General features: G+C 40.7%; 18 protein-coding genes, 1 other RNA gene and 1 pseudogene. All 20 read right to left on the bottom strand.

All coding sequences use genetic code 11. The annotated features are described in order from the left end of the window. Positions 1-894: an outer membrane protein assembly factor BamD gene (locus tag QHG54_RS00280; RefSeq protein ID WP_317993477.1), complete on the bottom strand. Its 894-nt coding sequence runs from the start codon at positions 892-894 to the stop codon at positions 1-3. Positions 895-1,064: 170 nt separating this feature from the next. Further along, positions 1,065-1,940 carry a UDP-3-O-acyl-N-acetylglucosamine deacetylase gene (gene lpxC, locus QHG54_RS00275; protein ID WP_317993478.1) on the bottom strand — a complete coding sequence of 292 codons (876 nt, stop codon included), beginning with the start codon at positions 1,938-1,940 and terminating at the stop codon, positions 1,065-1,067. 212 nt (positions 1,941-2,152) lie between these two features. Further along, positions 2,153-3,928, bottom strand: a complete 1,776-nt coding sequence (gene ftsZ / locus QHG54_RS00270) for a cell division protein FtsZ (protein ID WP_317993479.1) — start codon at positions 3,926-3,928, stop codon at positions 2,153-2,155. A gap of 71 nt (positions 3,929-3,999) precedes the next feature. Then, positions 4,000-5,301: a cell division protein FtsA gene (gene ftsA / locus QHG54_RS00265; RefSeq protein ID WP_406604223.1), complete on the bottom strand. Its 1,302-nt coding sequence runs from the start codon at positions 5,299-5,301 to the stop codon at positions 4,000-4,002. Further along, positions 5,298-6,206, bottom strand: a complete 909-nt coding sequence (locus tag QHG54_RS00260; RefSeq protein WP_406604222.1) for a cell division protein FtsQ/DivIB — start codon at positions 6,204-6,206, stop codon at positions 5,298-5,300. Before QHG54_RS00260 ends, ftsA begins: the two co-directional genes overlap by 4 nt. Then, the gene (locus QHG54_RS00255; protein WP_317993482.1) at positions 6,194-7,114 is read right to left on the bottom strand and encodes a D-alanine--D-alanine ligase; all 921 of its coding nucleotides are present in this window, start codon (positions 7,112-7,114) and stop codon (positions 6,194-6,196) included. Before QHG54_RS00255 ends, QHG54_RS00260 begins: the two co-directional genes overlap by 13 nt. Before the next feature lie 241 nt (positions 7,115-7,355). Beyond that, positions 7,356-8,333, bottom strand: coding sequence for a UDP-N-acetylmuramate dehydrogenase (gene murB, locus QHG54_RS00250; protein ID WP_317993483.1), 978 nt, complete (start codon positions 8,331-8,333; stop codon positions 7,356-7,358). After that, positions 8,311-9,739 (bottom strand): annotated as a pseudogene (murC, locus tag QHG54_RS00245) (UDP-N-acetylmuramate--L-alanine ligase). Before murC ends, murB begins: the two are co-directional and overlap by 23 nt. Continuing rightward, positions 9,723-10,859 carry an undecaprenyldiphospho-muramoylpentapeptide beta-N-acetylglucosaminyltransferase gene (murG, locus tag QHG54_RS00240; protein ID WP_317993484.1) on the bottom strand — a complete coding sequence of 379 codons (1,137 nt, stop codon included), beginning with the start codon at positions 10,857-10,859 and terminating at the stop codon, positions 9,723-9,725. The pseudogene murC and the gene murG overlap by 17 nt, the downstream one beginning before the upstream one ends. Then, positions 10,849-12,006 (bottom strand): putative peptidoglycan glycosyltransferase FtsW, encoded by a 1,158-nt coding sequence (locus tag QHG54_RS00235; protein WP_317993485.1) that lies wholly within the window; start codon positions 12,004-12,006, stop codon positions 10,849-10,851. The genes murG and QHG54_RS00235 overlap by 11 nt, the downstream gene beginning before the upstream one ends. Before the next feature lie 122 nt (positions 12,007-12,128). Then, positions 12,129-13,535, bottom strand: coding sequence for a UDP-N-acetylmuramoyl-L-alanine--D-glutamate ligase (gene murD / locus QHG54_RS00230; RefSeq protein WP_317993486.1), 1,407 nt, complete (start codon positions 13,533-13,535; stop codon positions 12,129-12,131). A 4-nt stretch (positions 13,536-13,539) separates the two neighbouring features. Next, entirely contained in the window at positions 13,540-14,610 is a 1,071-nt protein-coding gene (gene mraY / locus QHG54_RS00225; RefSeq protein WP_317993487.1) for a phospho-N-acetylmuramoyl-pentapeptide-transferase, read from the bottom strand. 22 nt (positions 14,611-14,632) lie between these two features. Next, positions 14,633-16,054, bottom strand: coding sequence for a UDP-N-acetylmuramoylalanyl-D-glutamyl-2,6-diaminopimelate--D-alanyl-D-alanine ligase (locus QHG54_RS00220; RefSeq protein WP_317993488.1), 1,422 nt, complete (start codon positions 16,052-16,054; stop codon positions 14,633-14,635). Beyond that, a complete protein-coding gene (locus tag QHG54_RS00215; RefSeq protein WP_317993489.1) occupies positions 16,051-17,511 on the bottom strand; it encodes a UDP-N-acetylmuramoyl-L-alanyl-D-glutamate--2,6-diaminopimelate ligase in 1,461 nt (486 codons plus the stop codon). Before QHG54_RS00215 ends, QHG54_RS00220 begins: the two co-directional genes overlap by 4 nt. A 23-nt stretch (positions 17,512-17,534) precedes the next feature. Continuing rightward, on the bottom strand, positions 17,535-19,277 hold the full coding sequence (locus tag QHG54_RS00210) for a penicillin-binding protein 2 (RefSeq protein ID WP_317993490.1): 1,743 nt from the start codon (positions 19,275-19,277) through the stop codon (positions 17,535-17,537). Further along, positions 19,277-19,681, bottom strand: coding sequence for a hypothetical protein (locus QHG54_RS00205; protein WP_317993491.1), 405 nt, complete (start codon positions 19,679-19,681; stop codon positions 19,277-19,279). Before QHG54_RS00205 ends, QHG54_RS00210 begins: the two co-directional genes overlap by 1 nt. Then, positions 19,678-20,676: a 16S rRNA (cytosine(1402)-N(4))-methyltransferase RsmH gene (rsmH, locus tag QHG54_RS00200; protein WP_317993492.1), complete on the bottom strand. Its 999-nt coding sequence runs from the start codon at positions 20,674-20,676 to the stop codon at positions 19,678-19,680. Before rsmH ends, QHG54_RS00205 begins: the two co-directional genes overlap by 4 nt. Before the next feature lie 293 nt (positions 20,677-20,969). After that, an RNA gene (gene rnpB / locus QHG54_RS00195) (RNase P RNA component class A) lies at positions 20,970-21,362 on the bottom strand. 98 nt (positions 21,363-21,460) lie between these two features. Continuing rightward, complete coding sequence (locus QHG54_RS00190) at positions 21,461-21,970, bottom strand: transglycosylase SLT domain-containing protein (protein WP_317993493.1); 510 nt, start codon at positions 21,968-21,970, stop codon at positions 21,461-21,463. A 944-nt stretch (positions 21,971-22,914) separates the two neighbouring features. Further along, a complete protein-coding gene (locus tag QHG54_RS00185) occupies positions 22,915-23,301 on the bottom strand; it encodes a hypothetical protein (RefSeq protein WP_406604221.1) in 387 nt (128 codons plus the stop codon). Between the last annotated feature and the right edge of the window lie 578 nt (positions 23,302-23,879).

The following is a 23,879-nucleotide window of genomic DNA, read 5'->3' as shown; positions in this document are numbered from 1 at the left end:
TCAATGTGCCCTCTTCTTATCACCACTTAAAGCATGTGAAATCCAAGAAGATCTATGCTCCTGTGGCGATACACTATTCTTCTGCAGTAAATTGTAAGAAAACTTATACCATTCACTTTTGGGATAATTGCGCCCTAAAATAGCTGCTGCTGTCTGCGCTTCAGAAATTAAGCCAAGAGCGAGATTAACCTCCGTCAAACGAAAAAGTGCTTCCTCAATTTGATTTGTATCGGAGTACTCTTCAACCACTGTACGGAATCTTCTACTTGCAGCAAGATAGCGCCGACCTTCTTCATAATAACGACCAACCTGCATCTCTTTACCAGCCAGCTGCTCGCGCCCAAAACGTATTTTAGCTTTAGCATCTTGGACGTACTCAGATTGTGGATAGCGTTCCACGAGAAGCTGCATAGCAGCAACAGCACGCTTAGTATCACGTTGATCACGTGTAACATCAGGGATCCGACGGAAAGAAGAAAGACCAATAATATAATAAGCATAAGCCGAATCATCTGCGCCTGGATAAAGGGTAATATAACGCTGAGCCATACTAATTGAATCATCATACTTCCCGAGTCGATAATTTGTAAAAGCGCCCATCACTAAAGATTTACGCCCCCAATCAGTATAAGCATACTGTTTTTCAATCGTAAGAAACTTTTTAGACGCTTCCTTAAGTCGCCCACTATCAAGGTTAGCAAGTGCTTGGTTATATAAAACATCTGGAGGATCCATTTTTAAAACATATGCAGATGGATCTAGGGTATTTTTCTCCTTGAACAAACAACCTGCTAACAAACAGGTTCCGCCCAAAAGTACCACTCTGAATAGTTTGCGTACAACGTTAGATTTCCTATCTGCCATATTTCCAATACATGTATGAGATTTTGTCATAGTTTTTTCGGCCTCCAGAAAATGTCACCTTGTAGCAAAAATTATTAATTAAAAATTTTTATACCATATCGCTTTAAAATCCACTAACCAATTTAATGGCTTAGGTCAATCATCCCCTTAAAAATCAAATAAACTGCAATAAAATCTTTCCAATTTTTCTTTGACTTTCCCTATAAATGACTTTTTTCGTAATATGATTCGTCTGCTAAAATAGCTTTCACCAATTGCGCATTAATTCTATGCCCACTACGATATGAACGAAACAATCCAATAAAAGGAGCCCCAAGCAAAGCAGTATCACCAATTGCATCAAGCATTTTGTGTCGAACAAATTCATTCTGCCAATAAGGACCTTCTGGATTCATGATTTGGTCATCAAGGCCGATAATCAGAGCATTTTCTAAAGAAGCACCTAATCCCTTTCCAGAAGCCCGTAATTTTTCCACGTCTTTGACAAAACCAAAAGTACGCGCACGCGACAAATCATCTTTAAACCCTTGTGTGGTAAGATCAAAATTTAAATTTTGTTTACCAATAGCAGGAGAAGAAAAAGAGATTGTTACATCAAAACGGCGCCCATCAAATGGCAAAAACTCTGCCATACCACTACCTACTTCAACCCGCAGCGGCTTTCTTATAATAAAATAGCAACGCAATGCATCTTGCTGTACAATACCAACTTCTTCAAATCCTTGACAATACTGCCATGAGGAACCATCCAAAATAGGTATCTCATTACCCAAAACTTCAACAACAAGATTATCCAAATTATAAGCTGCAATCGCAGCCATCAAATGCTCAACTGTTTCAATTCTGGACTTCCCATGTCCAAGCACTGTTGATAATTCAGTGGCTCCTATTTGCGATGCATGCGCTTGAAATATTTGCTCTGTTCCATCCTCGCCACAACGCTTAAAAACAATACCACACCCCACATTGGCTGGACAAATTTTGACCACAGACAAACACCCACTGTGAACACCGTAGCCTTTAAATGTCACTGCTTTTTTTAGAGTGGACTGATATTTTTGCGCCAGCTTCATCATGTCACTTCACTGAGTAATTTTTTACGCCCTTTTAAAATACTTATAAAACCATAGAAACTATATCCATAGCAAATAATAACCCCGCTTATTATAAGCGGGGTTATAGAAAACAGAGTATCTCTCCCAAAAAACGTAGACATTTTACTGTACAAAGTTTTTACTGAGCATAGAAGATAAGTGTCACCCCCCCCTCTTTCTCATCTTTTTGCCAATTAATTTGCCTGACGACGTAAAAACGCTGGTATTTCCAACTGATCTTCTTCACTGATAAAAGTACGTTGATCTTGCGGGACATGGGGATGTAACTCACCAGAACGACGTGGAACATAAACAGAAGCATCCTGAGAAAGAGCCTGAGAATTTTTATTATAAACATGCCCTTCTTGCTGTTGAGAAGATCTCACAGCGGGCTCTAGCCGAGCCTCTGGTTCAGCTTCCTCACGATGTGTTAAGCTCTGTTTCAAGCGTTGCCAGAGATTACGCGGTCCTTGATCAGAAGCAGATACTCTTCCACTTTGACCATGAGCAACAGGAGGAAAATCCTTTAATTCAGGCATACGCATCGGTGCGGAACGAGCCTGCATCTGTTGTATTTGCTTTTGTTGTATTTGCTTCTCTTTCTGCTTCACAACCCCTGTCATCTCATCAAGAACATGCGCCGTCGCCTCCATACTCACTGGTGCGGACATAGCGTGCTGCGAACCACGGTTAATTTGCATACGCGGCGCTTTTGATATCTGCCCATGTACAACACTTGACCCATAAGGAGCAGCATTAGCACTTCGTGCAGCAACAGCATCTGCAGGCTGTGCAAAAATTTGACTTTTAGGACGGAATTGCTCTCCAACCGATTTCCCCTTTTCTATTTCAAGAGCTTCTATCACTTCTACCATTGCCTCAGAACGCAACGGTGGTGATGACTGAGGATGAAAAGAAGTCTGCTGCATTCCAGGATCATTCTTACGAGTTGCACTTGCATGTCTCTGAAGTTGCGGATGAGAAGGTTGAACCACATCACTAATCTCACGATCGATCCCCGTTGCAACCACCGAAACACGAATAACTCCCTCGAGTGACTCATCATCAATGGCACCAAAGATAACATTTGCATCAGCATCAACTTCTTCGCGAATACGATTAGCTGCTTCATCCACTTCAAAGAGCGTCATATCACGACCACCAGTAATGGAAATGAGTAAGCCACGAGCACCACGCATAGAAGTATCATCCAACAGCGGGTTCGCAATAGCAGCTTCAGCAGCAGCCAAAGCACGCCCTTCACCAGATGCCTCACCAGTTCCCATCATCGCACGGCCCATTTCGTGCATAACAGAACGAACATCAGCAAAATCAAGATTAATGAGTCCTTCTTTAATCATTAAGTCTGTAATGGAAGCAACACCAGAGTAAAGCACTTGATCAGCCATAGCAAAAGCATCAGCAAATGTTGTTTTTTCATCCGCAATACGGAAAAGATTCTGATTGGGAATAACAATCAATGTATCAACAGACTTTTGTAATTCTTCGATACCAGCCTCTGCCGTTTTCATACGACGAGCACCTTCAAACTGAAATGGCTTTGTTACAACACCAACAGTCAAAATACCTTTTTCACGAGCGGCGCGAGCAACAACAGGCGCTGCCCCTGTTCCGGTTCCTCCCCCCATACCAGCAGTAATGAAAACCATATGGGAATCTGCGAGATGGTCGATAATTTCATCAATACATTCCTCAGCAGCTGCTTGTCCAACTTCGGGCAAAGCGCCAGCACCTAAACCTTCTGTCACTGCTGCACCAAGCTGGATAACACGTTCAGCCTTTGACATAGCCAAAGCCTGTGCATCCGTATTAGCAACAACAAAATCAACTCCCTGAAGACCAGCATTAATCATATTATTCACGGCATTCCCGCCACCACCGCCAACACCAAAAACGGTAATGCGTGGCTTCAATTCCGCGATATCTGGCCGATGCAGATTAATCGTCATTTTCTTTTCCTTCTCATAAGACATCGCAAGCCAAAGCGATGAAAATTAACTTTACCTCAATAGACCCTTACTTAAAAACTCTCACGCAACCACTGACCAACACGCTGAAAATACCCACGCGTGCCCGTCGATAAATGATTCACTGCAGCCTGTACTGTTTTTTCTTCGAAACCCACCAATTGCGGATAAATTAACAATCCAACAGCAGATGTAAATGCCGCCCCTTTTGCAAGAGAAGGAAGCCTCGAAATACCTAAAGGCCGCCCTATACGAACATTTCTTCCCAGTATAGTGCGTGCCATCTCTGGCAACCCCGTTAACTGGCTTGCCCCCCCAGTCAAAATAACACGCTTACCAATAATGTGACCAAAACCAGAACGATTCAGACAATCACGCACCATCTCTAATATTTCTTCAATACGTGCACGAATGATACGACCAAGAACAGCACGTGGATATTGGATTTCACGATGCTCGCTGCCAATTTCCGCCACATTAATCATATGGTGCTCATCAGCACTTGTCAGAAGCGCCGAGCCATAAACAACCTTTAAACGTTCTGCCGCTTCGATAGACATAGAGAATCCACGCGCAACATCAAGAGTCACGTGATGTCCACCAACAGCAAGTGCATCCGCATGGACAAATTTCCCCTCAGAAAACACTGAAAACGTTGTTGTTCCACCACCAAAATCAATACACGCTGCTCCTAAATGTGCCTCATCATTCATCAAAACAGCAAGACCACTTGCAAAGGGAGTTGCAACCATTGCTTCGACACTCAAATGTGCACGATTAATGCAAGCTTCTAAATTACGTAAAGATGCAGTTTCAGCTGTTACAACATGCACATCCACACCAAATAATTCCCCTGTCATTCCGATAGGATCAGAAATTCCTTTATCTCCATCCAGTACATAAGAAACCGGAACTGAATGCACGACATGGCGCTCAGCATCAAAAGCTTTGCGCGAAACATCTGCAAATGCTACACGCACATCACGCTTGGTCACTTCACGACCATTCAAACGTACCATGCCATTGATAAGAGCACTTTGTAACCGACTTGAAGAAAAGTTTACAATCACTGAATCAACCACCAAACCGGCCATTTTTTCTGCTGCATCAACAGCCAACCGGATTGATTGCTCTGCTGCAAACATATCCATCACAACACCAGATTTGATACCGCGTGAACGCTGCACTCCAAAGCCTAAAATTTCCATAGAGTGCGTACGACCATGCAAATAGTGCATATGCTTCAAAGGACGCAAGCAAGCAATAAGACAGACAATCTTACTTGATCCGACATCAAGAACCGTCAAGAAACGTGTTTTACGCCCCCCTCCATGATGTGATCTGAGCAACATCATAGGTTACCTGCCTTTCGCGCTTGTAAAACGCGTTCTTTTTCCGCCACAACAGCACGATGACGTTCCAACGCCTCATCCGACAAAGAAACTGTAATGCGATCAGAAAGACGTAAATCAACACGCAAGATATCGCGAGAAAAAAGATCTTGCACAACACCTGTCTCAATAAGAGAAGAAAGCCTTTCAAATGGACCATTTTCAGGCAACATAATGCACACTCCATTATCCAAAACAAGATCCCAACGCCGATCACCTACGCGTATATAAGCGCGAACATGATCATATAACTGCGGATATACCGAAAGCGCTTGAATAAACATTTTAGCAGCATTTTGTGCCCCCTGCCCAACTACAAGCGGCAAATCCTGAACTATCCCTCCTTGAAAAGGGACAATGACGCGACCTGTACTATCGACAACATCCATCATGCCATCATGCTGCCAAATTGCATACGGTTCACGTTCCTCAACGTGAATACGCACTCTGTTGGGATAAATCTTCTGAACATAAGCCGATTGTATCCAAGCTTGCTGTTCCAAAAGAGAACGCGCCCTATCAACATCAAAACCAAATATTGATGGAAAAACATCAAGTCCTAAAATCTTCAAAACTTCTTGTTTTACCACACGCTTATTGCCACTTATATCGACATCGGTAACCACAAAACCAACATCTGATATTGCAGTCCTCACGATCATTTCCAGACGACCATTTAATGAAAGCCCGTAAAGCACCGTAACAAAGAAGAAAAACAAAACCGCAAAAGAACCAAAATGGCGAGGAACATGAACACTAGTAAAAACAAACTCAAACATAAACCGGAGAAAACGACGATAAAGGCGTGGCAAAACCGGCACTGAGTGCACCATTGGAATACTTGTTTTATCAACATTCAACGCATACACGACGCGTCCTCCACCATCCACTGAACAATATCGCCGTAAGTACGACCACTCGCTTTTGCAATATCAGGAAAAAGAGAAGTTGGTGTCATACCCGGCTGCGTATTAATTTCAAGCCAAACCAATTCTCCCGTTTCCTCATCAAAACGAAAATCAGAACGACTAACACCCCGACAACCTATCGCCTGATGTGCTGCTAAAGACATTCTTTGCACATTTTGGTAAATATTTGATGAAAGTTGTGCAGGACAAACATGAAGAGAGCCACCAGATTTATATTTTGAGTCATAATCATAGAATTGAAAACACTGATCGGGGAGAATTTCACAGACATCCAAGACCTCATTTCCCAAAACAGCACAAGTAAGCTCACGACCAGGAATATATTTTTCAACAATGACTTTTTCTGCATAACCCCACTCAGCCCCCACAACATTTCGCGGTGGCAGGGATTCATTTGCATTCACAATAACGACACCAAAACTTGATCCTTCACACACAGGCTTAATCACATAAGGAGGCTCCATAGGATGCACTCGCCCAACATCAAAGCGACTCATAACACAAGAAGGAGCAACAGAAACACCAACGCTCGCAACAACAATTTTTGCGCGCCCTTTATCCATTGCCAATGCGGATGCCAACACTCCAGAATGCGTATAGGGAATTTTCAAATATTCAAGAATACCCTGAACACAACCATCTTCACCGAACGGCCCATGCAATGCATTGAAAGCGATATCAGGCTGCAACTGCTCAAGAACAGAAGCAATATGACCATCAACATCCACGCGACTCACACGATACCCCTGCGCTTCAAGAACATCAGCACACGCAGCACCTGAAGACAAACTTACAGACCGCTCAGAAGAAAATCCCCCCATCAACACAGCTATATGCTCATCTTTCATAAACCACTCACCCTCCTTTGTATACTATATATAGACAACACAGAAATCACTAACACCATATAAAGGAAAGACTAGGATTTATCCTTGCGAATCAATAACCTAGCATTTTTCATAATGAATCAGACTCAGACGCATGACGCAAGAGATTCTTTGTTAATTTGTTGATTCTTAATGGATTTTTTTTATTATCTCTTTGAAATGACTCAATTTTTTATTGCAATTTTTTATTGCACTAAATAAATTAATTAAACTGGTCAAAACAATGAACAATACGGTCTTGCTCAAATTGACCGATACGCTGTATTTCCCACTGTAAGAGATGGGCAGAGTGAGCAAAAACACGAGCACGCACTGTTTCTCCCAATGCCTCAAGATCATAGCCTGTTGCTTGCCCTGTATTAATCATAAAATTACAGTGCATTTCGCTCATTTGAGCACCACCAATTCGTAAACCACGGCACCCTGCTTCATCAATAACGCGCCACGCAGATGTATTGTCAGGATTTCGAAAAGTTGATCCACCTGTCTTTTCACGCACAGGCTGTACTGTTTCCCGATGAAGAGCAACTTCATCCATAGCAGCACGAATATCATCTCTACTTCCTGACTGCCCTTCCAACAAAGCAGCAGTAAAAACAAAATCTTCAGGGATACCACAATGACGATAAGAATAATGCATATCTGCCAAACTCAAGATATGACGTTGTCCCTTACGATCAAGTGCATAGACCTCAACAACACGCGCTGCTGTCTCAAAACCATTAGCCCCTGCATTCATTTTTAATGCTCCTCCAAGACCACCAGGAATACCATGATAAAAATGAAAACCTGCAATCTCAGCCTTTAAAGCTGCTGCTGCTAAATGTTTATCTGCCGTAGCAGCACCAACCAAAAAGCGCTTTGGAGAAACTTGCTGTATTTGTCCAAAACCTTTTGCCGGAAGACGAATAACAACGCCAGGAATTCCCCCATCACGCACCAAAAGATTAGAACCAATCCCCACAATCGTTATAGGAATAGATTCCGGCAGAATTTTAAGAAAGAAAGCTAAGTCCTTCTCATCAGCAGGTTGATAAAAAAGCTCAGCCAACCCACCAGTGCGAAACCACGTTATTTTCCGCATATCAACATTAGGCGTAAGTTTGCCCTTTATGCCGGCCAACACTGGTTGCAATTGCGCCAACAGCGCTTCACCATCAATCAGTTGAAAATTCATCATTGTTTATCAAGCACCATCAACTGGTTAGGCAAAGCACAAGCCCATTGTGTGATATTGCCAGCACCGAGAAAAACAACATAATCACCAGGTTTAGCAAATGTAGAGACAATCGAAACAACATCTTCCAAACAATGAATCAGACGCACATCACGATGTCCAGCCATTTTAATATGTTCTACCAATTCTCTCGCACCAAAACCAGCGATTGGTTCTTCACCAGCTGCATAAATTGGTGTAATCAACACTGTATCTGCATCATTAAAACAAGCAGCAAAATCATCAAATAAATTGTACAAACGTGAATAACGATGTGGTTGTGCAATCGCAATTACACGCCCTTTTGCACTCTTCCGAGCTGCACATAAAACAGCCTTTATTTCAACAGGATGATGTCCATAATCATCAAAGATTTCAATACCACGCCAATTCCCTGTTTGCGTAAAACGCCGTTTTACGCCACCAAATTCTGCTAAGCCCTTTTTTATAAATTCATTTGGAATGCCAAGTTCATGCGCAATAGCAATCGCCGCAGTCGCATTAGCAACATTGTGCTGCCCAGCCATTGGCAAAACTAAATTTTTCAATTTAGTCTCTTTACCTGTTTTCCGCGAACGAATGAAGACATCAAAATGCGTTTTTTGACCATCCATAGAAAGATTAAGAAAACGAACATCAGCTTGTGGATTTGTGCCATAAGTGATCACCCAACGATCATCAATACGACTAGCCAACGATTGAACCTCTGGATGATCAAGGCACAAAACAGCAAAACCATAAAAAGGAACATTCTCCACAAATTGCCGAAAAGCTTCACGCACAGCACCAAAACTTCCGTAATGGTCTAAATGCTCACGGTCGATATTGGTAACAACAGCGATATCAGCGGGCAACTTTAAAAAAGTACCATCACTTTCATCAGCTTCAACGACCATCCAATCGCCATCCCCCATACGAGCATTCGTACCATAAGCATTGATAATACCACCATTAATGACCATCGGATCAAAATTACCGGCATCAAGAAGCGCTGCAACCATTGATGTAGTCGTTGTTTTACCATGCGTACCACCAACAGCAATTGCTCGGCGAAAACGCATCAGTTCAGCAAGCATTTCGGCACGTCTCACAATCGGTAAATGTCTTTCTTTCGCAGCAATATATTCAGGATTTGTTTTTTTTATAGCAGTAGAAAGAACAACAACCTCTACGTTTGCTAAATTCTCAGCATGATGCCCCATATGAACGTTAATTCCTTTTCTCCGTAAACGTTCAACATTTGCACTCTCAACTTGATCAGATCCTTGAACTTTATAACCAAGATTATGAAAAACCTCCGCAATTCCACTCATGCCAATCCCACCAATTCCGACAAAATGGATAAGGCCTATATTAAGCGGCATTTTCATCAAAAAACTCCTCTTTTATATCTGACAGCGACCGTCCCACAATCAACGCTTCAGCCATATCAGCAAGACGACTGGTTGCATAAGGTTGCCCAACTTTTTTTGCAGCAAGCGCTTGTTTTTCCAATAAGTGTGGTACACAACAAGCTTCTGTTAAAAGAGAAGCAAGTCTTTGTGCGTTCAAATCTTTTTCTGATACAATTTGAGCACCTCCTGCATCAGCAAGTAGTGCCGCATTTGCTGCTTGATCATGATCGAGAGCATGGGGATATGGAATCAATAGAGCGGGACGACCGATTACAGCTATCTCACAAACGGATGAGGCACCAGCACGCGATAAAATAAAATGAGCATGTGCCATACGTTCAGCCATATCATCAAAAAAAGAAGCAACTTCTGCTTGCAAGCCCATATCGCGATAAGTTTCTATCAACTCTACAGCGTCACCACGAACTTGTTGAACAATGCACAAACGTTTACGTATCTTCTCATCCAGCAAAGCAATTGCTGCAGGAACAATTCGCGAAAAAGAAGAAGCGCCTTGGCTACCACCAAAAACTAAAAAATGAAATGGCTTTTCACCAGTGGAAGGACAATAAGGAATTTCTGCAGCTTTAAGAACAGCCTCACGCACAGGATTGCCTGTAAGAAGCGTTTTATGAGCATGAACACCATTTGGTGGCAACAAACCACCTGCTATCGCATGCACAAAAGCTGCTAAAACTCGATTAGCACGCCCCATAATGGCATTTTGTTCATGAATAAATGTTATGCGCCGCGTTAAAGCAGCAACCAAAAGAGGAGGAAAAGTAGGATAACCGCCAAACCCACCAACAAGAACAGGACGCAATTTATAAAAAAGCGCCAATGATTGGCCCATACCCTTTAACAAAGCCCAAACTGTTTTTATAAGCGCAAAAGGATTGCGTCGTGTAAATGTTGCCGATGAAACTATATGAACATGCTCTTCATCAAAACAGCGGACAAAACATTGTGCTCTTCCATCCGTTACCAAATGAACATCATATCCACGCCGCCTTAATTCAACAGCGACTGCTTCAGCAGGAAAAAGATGCCCACCCGTACCCCCAGCCACCAAAATAATAACTTTTTTATGAGTCATAAGTAGTATCCAAAATAGTAGGAGAAGAAAAAGCTGAAAGGCGTGCTTCTGGCCAGCGGCGTGTTAAACTAAGCAAAATGCCCATTGAAAGTGCAATTGCCACCATAGAGGAACCACCATAAGAAATAAACGGCAAGGTCATACCTTTTGGAGGTATTAAATGAAGATTAACTGCCATATTAATAGCTGATTGAAAACCAATCATCATTGCTATACCAGTAATACCGAGACGTATAAATGAATCGCGGGTATTCAATGCTATATACAATGAACGCATGACGATAAAACCAAAAAGCATCATAATTAAGAGACAGAGGATAATACCATATTCTTCAGCAGCAACTGAAAACACAAAATCTGTATGGCTATCAGGAATGATACGTTTCACCGTTCCCTCGCCTGGTCCTTGTCCAAACCAACCACCATTCAAAATAGCCTCACGCCCTACATCCACTTGAAAGGTATTGCCTTCACCTGTCAAAAAACCATTGATACGTTCGCGCACATGGTGAAGGAAAAGATATGCTAAAACAATTCCTACAATGCCTAAAATGAGAAACAAGAAAATAATGGTAAGGGATACACCAGCAACAAAAAACAGCCCTCCCCATGTTGCACTGATTAAAAGTGTTTGACCAATATCAGGCTGGAGAACGAGAAGCACACAACAAAGAGCATAAAGTGCAGTAGCTAACGTGTAACCAGGAATACCCCTACGCCGTACCTGTTCTGAAAAAAGCCAAGCTGACATAATCACAAAAGCTGGCTTCATAAACTCTGAAGCTTGAACAGAAAGACCAAATATAACAATCCACCGCCGCGCTCCCTTTAATTCTGGACCAAAGAATAAGGTTGCAACCATAAGACCAAGTGTTGCAATTAACAAAAGAGCGCATAAACGCCGAATATTACGAAGCGAAAAAAAAGAAATCGTAACCATCGTAAAAAATGCTGGAATACTAAAAATGATATGCCAGCGAACAAAATAAAAATTATCAGCAATCCCGATTTTTTTTGCAATAGTGGGGCTAGCAGCAAAAGATAACATAATGCCAATCCCCATTAAGATTAAACAAGCAGAAAAGATAGAGCGATCAATTGTCCACCACCAATTAGCAATTGGATCTCTGTCTGCACGAGTAAACATCTTATTCACTTTATCCTTTTCATAATTCTACTCCAAGTGATATGGCACCCCCGTTTTGGCAAACACTTCAAGAGAACAAATACACTGAAAAAGATTCCGGAGAGTTAACACAAAATCATTTTTTATAATTCGTGTTCTTTTAACTGCATAACCAAAGAGACAAAAGCTTCCCCACGCATTTCATAATTCTTAAATTGATCATAACTTGCACAAGCGGGTGAAAAGAGGACCACAGCCTCTTTCACTTTGCAACACATTGCATCAGTAGCTGCTTCATGCACCGCATTTTCTAAAGTGTCGCTCATCGAAAAAGGAAACGCAGAACCAATAACGCTAGCAAATTCTTCTGCCGCAGTTCCAATCAAATAAGCTTTACGAATTTTATGAAAAAATCCGCTAAGAGCCTTAATTCCACCTTTTTTTGCCTGCCCTCCAACAATCCAAAAAATATCATTAAAGGTAGAAAGTGCAGGAGCTGATGCATCTGCATTGGTGGCCTTGCTATCATTAATAAACAAAACTGACCCCATTTTACGCACCTGCTGCATACGATGCGGCAATCCTTCATAACTAGCTAAATATTTCTCTATATGCGGATCAGTAATTTTTAACGCTTGCAATGTTGCTAAAACCATAAGAGCATTTTGGACGTTATGGCTACCACGTAACGCAGTCATAGAAGCGAGATCTGCAAGCATATAACGTTGCCCTTGGCGAACAGAAAAGAGCTTCGTGCCTTCCGCATAAAAACCATTTTCAACAAAATGTTCCTTGGAAATTGCCTCGACTTGACGACCTTCATAAAGCAATTGTTGATACAAGGACTGACAAGCTGTATCATCAACTGAAATAAAAGCATGAGAAGCCCTATCAACTAAATGCCTTTTAGCTTGCCTATAATAAGCAAAGCTACCGTGACGATCAATATGATCAGGCGTTAGATTTAATAAAAGACCAATAGTCGGCTGAAGAGAGGGTGTGAGATCAATTTGAAACGATGAACATTCAATCACATAAATACGCTTTTTAACAAACGGCTTAAGGGTTAATATTGCAGTTCCAATATTTCCCCCCATCTGTACATCATAACCCATTTGTTCTAACAAATGAGTAAGTAAGGCTGTCGTTGTCGATTTTCCATTCGTACCCGTAATAGCAATGAACGGAACATCGAAATCACAAAAACCATATTGCTGTAAAAAATGATTACGCGCACGAACAAAGAGCTCAATATCACCGATAATTTCTATATCTTTTTGACGTGCTTTCTCAACAACCCAATGAGGCTTAGGATAATTTAAAGGAACGCCAGGTGCTAAAATCAATGCAACAAATTCTGTCCAATCCTCATATTGAAGATCTCTCGTTGGAATACCTTCCCTCCCAGCTGCTTGTACGCCTGAAGGACTATCATCCCACGCAACCACTTCTGCACCGCCACGCATCAACGCTTTTGCCGCTGCTAATCCCGACTGCCCTAATCCAAATAAAGCAACTTTTTGACCTTTATAACACGCAACAGAAATCACATTCTCACCGCAATTTAAGTGTTGAAAGACCAATCAAAGCAAGAACAATCGAAATAATCCAAAAGCGTATCACGACTTGGCTTTCAGTCCAGCCTTTTTTCTCAAAATGATGGTGGATTGGAGCCATAAGGAACACACGCTTTTTTGTTAATTTGAAATAACCAACTTGAATAACGACTGAGAATCCTTCCAAAACAAAAAGCCCGCCAATAAGAGCCAAAACAATTTCATGCTTTGTTGCCACAGCAACAGTCCCCAATAGTCCTCCAAGTGCCAACGAACCAGTATCCCCCATAAAAATAGCTGCCGGCGGTGCATTAAACCATAAAAAGCCAAGCCCCGCACCAACAACGGCTCCCAGTAAAACAGCCAGTTCACCCGTCCCCGATACATAATGAATTTGTAGATAATCAGCAAAATTTATATTACCAGAAAGGTAAGCAATCAGAGCAAAAGACAAAGCAGCAACCATCACCGGAACGATAGCCAACCCATCAAGACCATCGGTCAAATTAACCGCATTACCAGTCCCTACGATAACAAAAGCAGAAAAAGGGAGGAAAAACCAGCTTAAATTAATAAAATAGTCTTTCACGAAGGGCAAAGCCAATCCAGGCGAACCAACTTGTAAGATCATAAAAGCAGCAATTACTGCAACTAAAAATTCCAAACTTAATCGTGCTTTACCTGAAAACCCTTTCTCCGTTTGTTTTGTTACCTTAAGGTAATCATCATAAAAACCAATTGCCCCAAAAGAAAGCATAACGAATAACGATACCCAAAAATATATATTTGCTAAATTACACCATAAAAACGCTGATACCAGAGTGCCTGTTAAAATCATCAAACCACCCATAGTAGGCGTCCCAGCCTTTTTAAAATGTGTTTGAGGACCATCAGCACGAATTGGCTGCCCTTTTCCCTGTCGCAATTTAAGAGAAGCAATGATGCTAGGACCAAACAAAAATACAATAAGCCCAGATGTGAGCATAGCTGCTATAGTACGAAAAGTAATATAACGAAAAACACTAACACCTGGAAACCAATCACTAAGCGAAGAAAAAAACAGCATCATAATATAAAAAACCTATTTAAAATTATACAGCAACCACTTTATAGCGATCAAGAAACGCAGTCACAATATCTGAAGAATTAAGACCGCGGGATGATTTAACCATAAGCAGATCCCCATTGGAAATTTCTGCAAAAAGAAGCGGTAAAATTTTTTCAATATTTTCAGCATAATGAACCTTAACAGAAGAAGACAAATCAGTAGCTAAAAATTGCATTGCCTCACCAAATAAAAAAACTGGATTAGCACCAGAAAGACATATTGGCTTTACCAAATCACGATGGAGTTTTTCACTATAAGCTCCTAACTCGAGCATATCACCCAAAACAGCAATTCGCCTACCACACCCACCCACTGGGCCTGTAGCAAGCAGATCAAGAGCAGCACACATAGACGCAGGATTAGCATTATAGCTTTCATCAATTAAATGAAATTCGCCCCCACTTGGTAAAGACAGTTGATAACGAACTCCCCGCCCTTTTTGCAGAGAAAAACGGCTCAAAGAAAGCGAAACACATGCAAAATCAACACCAATAACATCACAAACCGCAAGAACACCTAAACTATTTTGTACAATATGCCGTCCGGGAGCACCAATTGTAATCACCCTATCTTGCCCCAAAATACGTACAATCATAGAAGAAGAATCTGTTAGAAGACGTATGTCCCTTCCTTGATAATCAGAATTTTCAGCCTCACCAAAGCTTAAGATCTTTTTCACACCAAATTGCTTTGCTTTTTGGGCTAAATAAGAAAAAAAATCATTATCCGCATTTAAAATGGCAATACCTTTCTCATCTAATCCTTCAAAAATTTCAGCTTTTGCATCTGCTATTCCTTCAAGATTCTTGAAAAACCCCATATGTCCAGCAGAAATATGCGTAACTAAAACAACATGCGGACAAACCAACTTTACCAGAGGGCGAATTTCATCTTTATGATTCATACCAATTTCAAAGATGCCATACTCACACTCTGCAGGCATCCGTGCCAAAGTAAGCGGAACCCCCCAGCAATTGTTTAAAGAAGCAAGATTCGCATGAACCTTCCCAACAGTTGCAAGCACTTGTTTCAAAGCTTCTTTTGTTGTCGTTTTTCCAACAGAACCCGTTATTGCTATAATTTTAGCTTTTGAACGCTTACGTGCAGCTTGTGCAAGTTTTTCTAAGGCTTGCAAAACATCAGGAACAACAATCAGTGGAGCGGATATTTTTTTCATATCAGCCAAACGATTTTCCGCAACGATAAGAACGCCTGCACCCCGTGCATAAGCTTGTGCAGCAAAATCATGACCATCAAGATGATGCCCTTTAATACAGAAAAAAATATCACCTTCTATAAGTGTTCGGCTATCAATAGAAATTCCAGAAAAAGTTTCTGGTAAACATCCAATTACAAAACCATCAAGCGCTGCAATGAGTGCTTGTTTATCCCATAAAACTGTCATCTCTTTCGTTCCTGCAAAGCCTCAATCGCTTTCAAACGATCTGAAAAAGGATATGTTTTTTGCCCTATAATCTGACCATTTTCATGACCTTTTCCAGCAATGATTAATGTGTCTCCAGCTTGCAAAAGCCCCACCGCGTAAGAAATTGCTTCACCACGATCCGCTATTTCTATTGCCCCCACCGCTGCTTGCAAAATATCTTTTCGAATTTTCTCAGGTTCTTCAGTACGAGGATTATCATCAGTTACAATAACAATATCAGCCCTATTGATTGCAATTTTTCCCATTAAAGGCCTTTTGCCCCGATCGCGATCACCACCACAACCAAAAACAAGAATTAAACGCCCCTGTGTAAAAGGACGCACAGAAAACAACACCTGCTCTAAAGCCTCTGGTTTATGCGCATAGTCTATATAAACAGGAGCATTATTTTCTGTCTTTCCAACCAACTCTAATCGACCAGGGGCTCCATGCAAAGTTTCAAGCGAAGCAAAAACCTTATCATGAGACACACCTGTTACAATTGCTAATCCCGCCGCCATAAGCGCATTGGTCACTTGAAAATCTCCAGCTAGAGGCAAATTAAATGTGTAAATATTATTTTCTACACGACATTCAACACACTGTTTCGAACGCTGGTGTTCAACACGATTAATAGTGATAAATTGCCCCTTACGCCCAATTGTTAAAACACGGCGACGTGCTTGTGTGATAGTATCAATGACCTTTTGCGAATAAACATCATCCGCAAAAATCAGAGCAGGAAAATCTTGAGGCAAAAGCGCATCAAAGAGCCTCATTTTAGCACGCAAATAATCCTCTACATCCGTGTGATAATCCATATGATCACGCCCTAAATTGGTAAAGGCACCAGCAGTTAAACGCACCCCGTCGAGTCGTCCTTGATCAAGCCCATGCGAAGATGCTTCAAGGGCTGCATGAGTAACACCTTCATTGGAGATTTCATAAAGGAGGCGCTGCAAAGCTACCGGATCAGGTGTTGTAAGAGAACCAGAATCATTCCGGTTAGGAGATACGACACCTACTGTCCCTATACTCGCTGCACAAAACCCCGCATATTTCCAAATTTGCCGAACAAAAGAGACAACTGATGTTTTACCACTTGTACCTGTCACCGCTACGACAGTTTCAGGTTGAGAACCGTAAAATCGTGCTGCTGCCATCGCTAAACTATGACGAACATCATAAACACGTAAAACTGGAACAGATAAATTCTCAAGAACAACATTACAATCTGTAACGTCTGTAACAATTGCTTGTGCACCACGCTTTAGTGCATCATTTATATACTGTCTCCCATCACTTTTATGTCCTTGAACAGCTACAAAAACATAGCCTGGTAAGACTTGCCGAGAATCCGCACTTATTCCTGTTATTTCCATTGAAGCAAGACATTCATCTTCAATACATTCTGTAAAAACCGTTCCAAACAACATGACAACGCACCTTTATATCCATTTTACCATTGTTTAACTAAACCTGGACTATTCTTTGTACTTAAAATAGGCTCATATTCTTTCTTAAAGTCTGGTTTTATTCCAAGAAAACTAGCTGAGCGGCGAACAATATTAGAAAGCATTGGTCCAGCATTCAATCCTGCTGTTGCTGCATGTTTTCCATCTTCAGGCTTAGGTTCATCGATAATTGTTAAAACAACATAGGAAGGATTCTCGATAGGAAAAGCGGCAAGAAAACTATTGAAATTTTTTGTTTTAGAATATTTTCCATTTTCAACTTTTTCAGCTGTTCCTGTCTTACCACCAACCCGATAACCTTCTACTTTTGCATTACGTCCAGAACCAATATCGCTATTTAACTTATAAAGATAACGCATATTTTGGCTCGTTCTAGCGTGCAGAACTTGTTTTGCATGCTTCAAAGCTTGTTCTTTTGTGCGTTTTAAAAATGTGGGTGCAATCAACAAACCACCATTCATTAAAGCAGCAGCAGCTACTGCTGTCTGCAGAGGTGTTGTTGCCATACCATGTCCAAAAGAAATCGTCATAGAATGGATATCCTTCCAATGACGTGGCACAATTGGGTGTGCAACTTCGGGCAATTCCGTTGTCAGTTGATCAAGTAAACCAAGCCGTTTCAAAAAAGCACGATGTCCATCAATCCCCACAGCCAATGCCTCTTTAGCCGAACCAATGTTAGAGGAATAAATAAAAACCTCCCATAATTTTAGGGGACGATTCTTTCCATGGAAATCATGAATAGTATACCCTCCACTTACTTGCAAAGGTTTTGAAGCATCAATAATACTGTTTAAATGAAAGATATCTGAATCAAGCGCCATCGCGGTCGTAAAACTTTTAATGATAGATCCCATTTCAAAAGTTCCAGCAGTCATACGATTCAAGCGATCACTTTTCAAAGCATCAACAGGATTTCCAGGATCAAAATCTGGTACAGATGCCATAGCAAGAACTTCATTAGTATGGATATTTAAAATAACAGCTCCTGCAGCAATCGCTTTATAACGCTTCATTGCCTTCATAAGTTCGTCATGTACAATTGTCTGAATACGTACATCTATTGAGAGCTGAACTGGCTTTAATGACGTTTCAGTTGCAAGGCCAGCAGCACGTAGAGCACTCAAGCCAGCATCATCAATATATTTTTCCATACCCGCTATGCCCTGATTATCAACATTAACCATGCCAAGAATATGCGAAACCACGGATCCACTTGGATAAAATCGACGAATTTCAGTACGAAAACCAATCCCTGGAATACCAAGAGCCATAATCTGCGTCTTTTGCGTTGGCGTTAATCCGCGTTGGATCCAAGAAAAACTAGACTTTCTTTTTAGGCGTTTATAAGTTTCCTGCCAATTGAGATCGGGTAAAACTGTTGAGAGCAATTCAATTGTTTCATCCACATCAATGATACGTCGTGGTTCAGCAAAAAGCGAGTAAGTTTTAATATCTGTTGCCAATAAACGGCCATTACGGTCAATAATATCAGGTCGTGCCGTCAATTGAAGAATTCCCGGCCCTTTTGCTTCTTCAATCTGTCCACCTTCAAGCCCATAAGAAATAAGACAAATCCCCATAACGCCATATAAAACAAGAAAACAGAGTAAAGAAAAAAGAAGACGTATACGACTAGAATACGGGCGACGAACGGGAAAATTATGAACATCCAACTGATTATTTAAGCGCTTTTTCTTCTGCGAAAATAAAAAGTATGATTTCATCACCGCACGCCTTTTTGAACAACACCATTCACCTGAGAAGCACGATTATTCGCCAAAATATCCTTACCTTCCTCCAAGATATTTTGTTTAATTACTTCTTCAATTTGATCATATACACGTACTGGAATATCCTCAAACTCCACAACTTGGCGAGGTTGGATAATCTCTAAACCAAGCTCTTTTTGATAACGTTTCGCAAGTTTTTGCATGCGTGAAGGCTCTATCATCACAGCCCACTCAGCGTGAAGCAAACTCACCGTATTTTTTTCTGCAGCAATTTCACTTTCAAGACGGCGGACTTCACTCATTCGTTTTTGGACATCATATTTTACCTTGTAAGTAAGTCCTGCCATACAAATCATAATCAACACTAAAATTATATCAAATGTACGAAAAACAGTCATTTTTTGCTGCCTTCAAAACTGGCAATCTCTGCTAAACCAAACAATTTCATATCTACAATGAGGCTATCCGCCTCTGTGCGTACACCAATCCGCAACCGCGCAGAACGGGAACGAGGATTTTGCTGTACTTCCTCTTTGCTTGCAGTTATCCCACCTTTAAACAAAGGAAAAAATGTTGCTGGAGCCGTTTCTATTTCAGGGAAATGGCGTGATCTCATACTCTCTCCTGAACGAGCAGAAAAAAATCTTTTGACCATACGATCTTCAAGAGAATGAAAACTCACAACCCCCAAACGACCACCTGGTTTCAAAACGCGTTCAGCAGCAAATAAGCCACGCGCAAGTTCACCAATTTCATCATTAACATAAATGCGAAGAGCCTGAAATACACGGGTTGCAGGATGAATACGATCTCCGCTTTTACGTCCCACCAGCTCCTCGATAGCATGAGCAAGATCACCTGTACGCAAAAAAGGCTGAACACAGCGACGTTTTTCAATCATCCGTGCAATTCGTCCCGCATAGCGCTCTTCTCCTAATATTTTAAAGATTCGAGCTAAATCATCCACTTTTAAACGATTCACAACATCGCCAGCAGTAAAACCAGTTTGAGCCATTCGCATATCTAATGGACCATCTTTTTGAAAAGAAAAACCCCTTTCAGCTTCATCAAGCTGCATTGAAGAGACACCAATATCCAAAATAACGGCATCTACCTTCTCTTCAACGACGCGATCCAACTGTGAAAACTCCATTTGCATCAAACGAAGTCGTGGAAAAAATTCATCAACAAGTGATTGTCCTTCATGAATAGCATGAGGATCACGATCAAGAGCAATAACCTCCGCACCCGCATTTAACAAAGCACGCGTATAACCACCAGCACCAAAGGTGCCATCAATTATTTTTGCCCCATCCAATGGTACAAGCCCAGCTAAAACTGGCTGTAACAACACTGGAATATGGCGTTCAGCTCTGTTACCTTGTTTTGTCAAAATAATCCGTCTTGATTTATAATTTTTTCAAATCAATAGCCATCAATAGCTAATTGATGTCACGGCAACTAAAACTTCATCTCCCATTTCTATCCTATAACAAATGAAAGAAAATGAGGCTAAAGTTAACCCGATGCACATCCTAACGCATTATACTTAAAGAAATGTTATGATTTAAAAGAATACTCTTTATTTGAGTATACACTTCAAAAAACCACACTCCATAGAAAAGCCCATGTGCAACGCGGATTGTGCACAATAATCAATTATGTAAAATATCGCGCTATTTATGAAATATCAGTCGGCCTGTAAGCCGGGTTCTGTATGGTAAAGTTTACACTCTACATGGCAACCATTCATCTAGGACGGATGTTACCATCCGCCTCATGCAACCTACCCGAATGACTGGCCCGGAAACCGGCTGCAAGTTAAAATCCTTGCGCGTCATTTCTACTTGGTCTTGCTCCCGGTGGGGTTTACCTTGCCACACTCATTACTGAATGCGCGGTGGGCTCTTACTCCACCCTTTCACCCTTACCTATAAAAATAGGCGGTTTACTTTCTGTGGCACTTTCCCTAGGGTCGCCCCCGCCGGGTGTTACCCGGCACCGTTTTTCCATGGAGCCCGGACTTTCCTCACCTGCCACCTTTAGATATTGGACAAGCGCGGCTGCCCAGCCGACTGACACATCAGTTATAAAACATTTTTCGTCAAGTAAAAATAGCTCTCTCAAGATATTTTAAAATTTTTATCAAAAAAACGCATCACCTTCAAAATGCATTTTTATTTTAATGAAGCCAAATAAGTTTTCACTTTTAAGCAATATTTTTCTGAAATGGAATTCATTTTTTTTGCAGCATGACCTGCATTATATTTAAGGATTGTGCCACACGTATTGCCACCACTTAGTTTATATGCCCGCGCTAAATAACGCATACCATATTCAAGATTGGTCGCAGGATCATAAAGATCTTGTACAGAACCTTTAAAGCCCAACTCTCGCGCAGTCGATGGTTTAATTTGCATCAAGCCTATTTCGCCAGCAGCTCCCTTTATGCTTGCCTTATAATCACTTTCAACCCTCACAACAGCGTGCGCCAAATTAACGGGGACATTATACTTATTCGCAATTTTCTGAATAAGAGACTCATAAGGACGAACAGGGATCTTCGAAGAAATCGTCACAGAAGCTTCACTTGACCCCGCAATATTCAATACAGTATGAGCCCAACTTATCTCAAATATAAAAAATACAGCAAATGCTGCACTTAAAAGAACTTTTAAAAATTGCATTTTCTTTCTCTTCATTCAGACATTCTTAAATCCTAGCCGCAATGGCTTGACGGGTGCATTGTACATAGAAAAAAAACCAAAGAGCGGCTTGAAAATGGAAATATTAAGACAATTTCAAGATAAATTTTCGCACTATAAGAAAATCGCTAAGCCTACTAATTATATATTTTTGTATTTCGTAAGATATCTGAAAATAAAGAAAATATAACGACGTTTTTAGTGTATTAAATTAGTGTATTTAAAAAGTGATATACTCTATCACTTTCTGATACCTCTGCAGTACAACTAAATTTTAGCAGAAAAAAACAGCATTAAAAATGCCAATGCCTCTAACATTTTTCACATACAAAGATTAAAACCCTCATTAAGGTCAATTCCATGATCGAAAAAAGCGACACAGACTGGAAGACCTTTAACACAACGCCCTCGATACCGCAAATACCCACTAGGAATAGAAACCGTTATCAACTCTTCACAATGGCTGATAAAAGACTTGAGGAAAAAAATTCATGCAAAACAAGCCATTCCTAAAAACAACCATAAGAATCTTACGAATATGTACCAAACACATTAATTTCTGATCGTGTAGCATACTTTAACAATAACTTCTACCCATTTTTGTAAAATCCTTAAAGGGGCAGCACAAACAACCTCAACACCACCTGAACAATAATTTATATTGCTCATACCCATTCAAATACTTTGCCTGCATGTATGGTACAATTTTCCCCTACCATCCCCCCTGCCGATCTTGAGAAATTACAAAACGAATAAATATCGTGAAATCCGCAGAAAAAGGAAGACTTCAAGTGCTTTCTTATTCTCCATCCCTCCCCAGTAATATCAAATAAAGATGGCGGCACAACCTTTCTATACACTTCCAAACACGCCCCGAAAAGCACCTTTAAGATAAACCGTGAACGCATAACTTCTTAAAGAAATAACTAAAAATAAGCATCACTAATGGAAGGATGAGAAATCGCTTTTAACATAGCCATAGCAACAGTGTCACCCAATTTCTGTGCATGCTCTTCACTCTGTCCACTAGCAGAAGCAGCAGCAATCGTATCTCGACGTACTTGCTCAATGAATTGCTTTTGTTGTTGAGGATTCATCTTAGAAAGTTGGGTTATAATATCAGGAAAAGACAATGCCAATCTTTCCAACAGCATATCCTCTGTTATATCAACCTGCTGAGAAGAAAAAGAGCGGTTAAACAAAAACTGATAAACAAACTGATAAACCGCAGGATTTCGAGAAACCAAAAAACTGGCTGCAAAAACCACAAACACAAACAAAATGAGAACACCACGACGCCAGCAAAATTGCATTATCTTCCTCTAAACATTATGATATACAAAGCACATTTGCCCCACAAATTGCTCATCGAAGTTTCAATAAAGAATAACTCTTAAATCATTGAAAATCCATGACAACTTAAACTTAATGTTCTTCACTTATTGTTTTATAAAGACAAGTTTACACTTTACACCCCCTTGTAATAATTCATTAAAATTTAATAAAAAATTCTAAAAAACCTGACTGAGGAAACCCTCAGCCAGGCCAGACAATCTAAGGGATCCACGCGGGGGGGGGGAGGAGGTTCCCTGATCGTCCTGTCACATCAACTATAGTCGATGCAATATTCTTGCTATGGAATAAAACGCTCTAAACAACAAGAAATACTTATCATATTTTATGCAAAAAAATACAAAAAAATCATAAATCGTCTAAAAATGGAAAAATTTAGGCAAAAAACATTCAATATGATCCAATTTGAAGCAACTTTATTTCAATAAGCATAAATCAATAAGAATCTATAACCATCGCCATTTTCATAATAAGCTTTTCAGACAACCCAATATCCGTAAAATTTTAAAACACACGTGGTTTTTATGGGCATCCTTCA

Source organism: Bartonella gliris (assembly GCF_045277155.1).
GTDB classification, from domain to species: domain Bacteria; phylum Pseudomonadota; class Alphaproteobacteria; order Rhizobiales; family Rhizobiaceae; genus Bartonella; species Bartonella gliris.
The sequence above is the reverse complement of the archived record's forward strand: the minus strand, read 5'-3'. Positions and strand labels throughout refer to the sequence as shown.

What these genes read in the sequence shown, in the direction of transcription:
- QHG54_RS00210 (WP_317993490.1), bottom strand. Translation starts at nt 19,277, where the DNA reads ATGAAATCATACTTTTTATTTTCGCAGAAGAAAAAGCGCTTAAATAAT.
- murB (WP_317993483.1), bottom strand. Translation starts at nt 8,333, where the DNA reads ATGATGAATTTTCAACTGATTGATGGTGAAGCGCTGTTGGCGCAATTG.
- ftsA (WP_406604223.1), bottom strand. Translation starts at nt 5,301, where the DNA reads ATGATGTTGCTCAGATCACATCATGGAGGGGGGCGTAAAACACGTTTC.
- QHG54_RS00215 (WP_317993489.1), bottom strand. Translation starts at nt 17,511, where the DNA reads ATGTTGTTTGGAACGGTTTTTACAGAATGTATTGAAGATGAATGTCTT.
- QHG54_RS00220 (WP_317993488.1), bottom strand. Translation starts at nt 16,054, where the DNA reads ATGACAGTTTTATGGGATAAACAAGCACTCATTGCAGCGCTTGATGGT.
- QHG54_RS00190 (WP_317993493.1), bottom strand. Translation starts at nt 21,970, where the DNA reads ATGCAATTTTTAAAAGTTCTTTTAAGTGCAGCATTTGCTGTATTTTTT.
- QHG54_RS00235 (WP_317993485.1), bottom strand. Translation starts at nt 12,006, where the DNA reads ATGTTTACTCGTGCAGACAGAGATCCAATTGCTAATTGGTGGTGGACA.
- lpxC (WP_317993478.1), bottom strand. Translation starts at nt 1,940, where the DNA reads ATGATGAAGCTGGCGCAAAAATATCAGTCCACTCTAAAAAAAGCAGTG.
- mraY (WP_317993487.1), bottom strand. Translation starts at nt 14,610, where the DNA reads ATGATGCTGTTTTTTTCTTCGCTTAGTGATTGGTTTCCAGGTGTTAGT.
- QHG54_RS00205 (WP_317993491.1), bottom strand. Translation starts at nt 19,681, where the DNA reads ATGACTGTTTTTCGTACATTTGATATAATTTTAGTGTTGATTATGATT.
- QHG54_RS00255 (WP_317993482.1), bottom strand. Translation starts at nt 7,114, where the DNA reads ATGAAAGATGAGCATATAGCTGTGTTGATGGGGGGATTTTCTTCTGAG.
- QHG54_RS00280 (WP_317993477.1), bottom strand. Translation starts at nt 894, where the DNA reads ATGACAAAATCTCATACATGTATTGGAAATATGGCAGATAGGAAATCT.
- ftsZ (WP_317993479.1), bottom strand. Translation starts at nt 3,928, where the DNA reads ATGACGATTAATCTGCATCGGCCAGATATCGCGGAATTGAAGCCACGC.
- murG (WP_317993484.1), bottom strand. Translation starts at nt 10,859, where the DNA reads ATGACTCATAAAAAAGTTATTATTTTGGTGGCTGGGGGTACGGGTGGG.
- QHG54_RS00185 (WP_406604221.1), bottom strand. Translation starts at nt 23,301, where the DNA reads ATGCAATTTTGCTGGCGTCGTGGTGTTCTCATTTTGTTTGTGTTTGTG.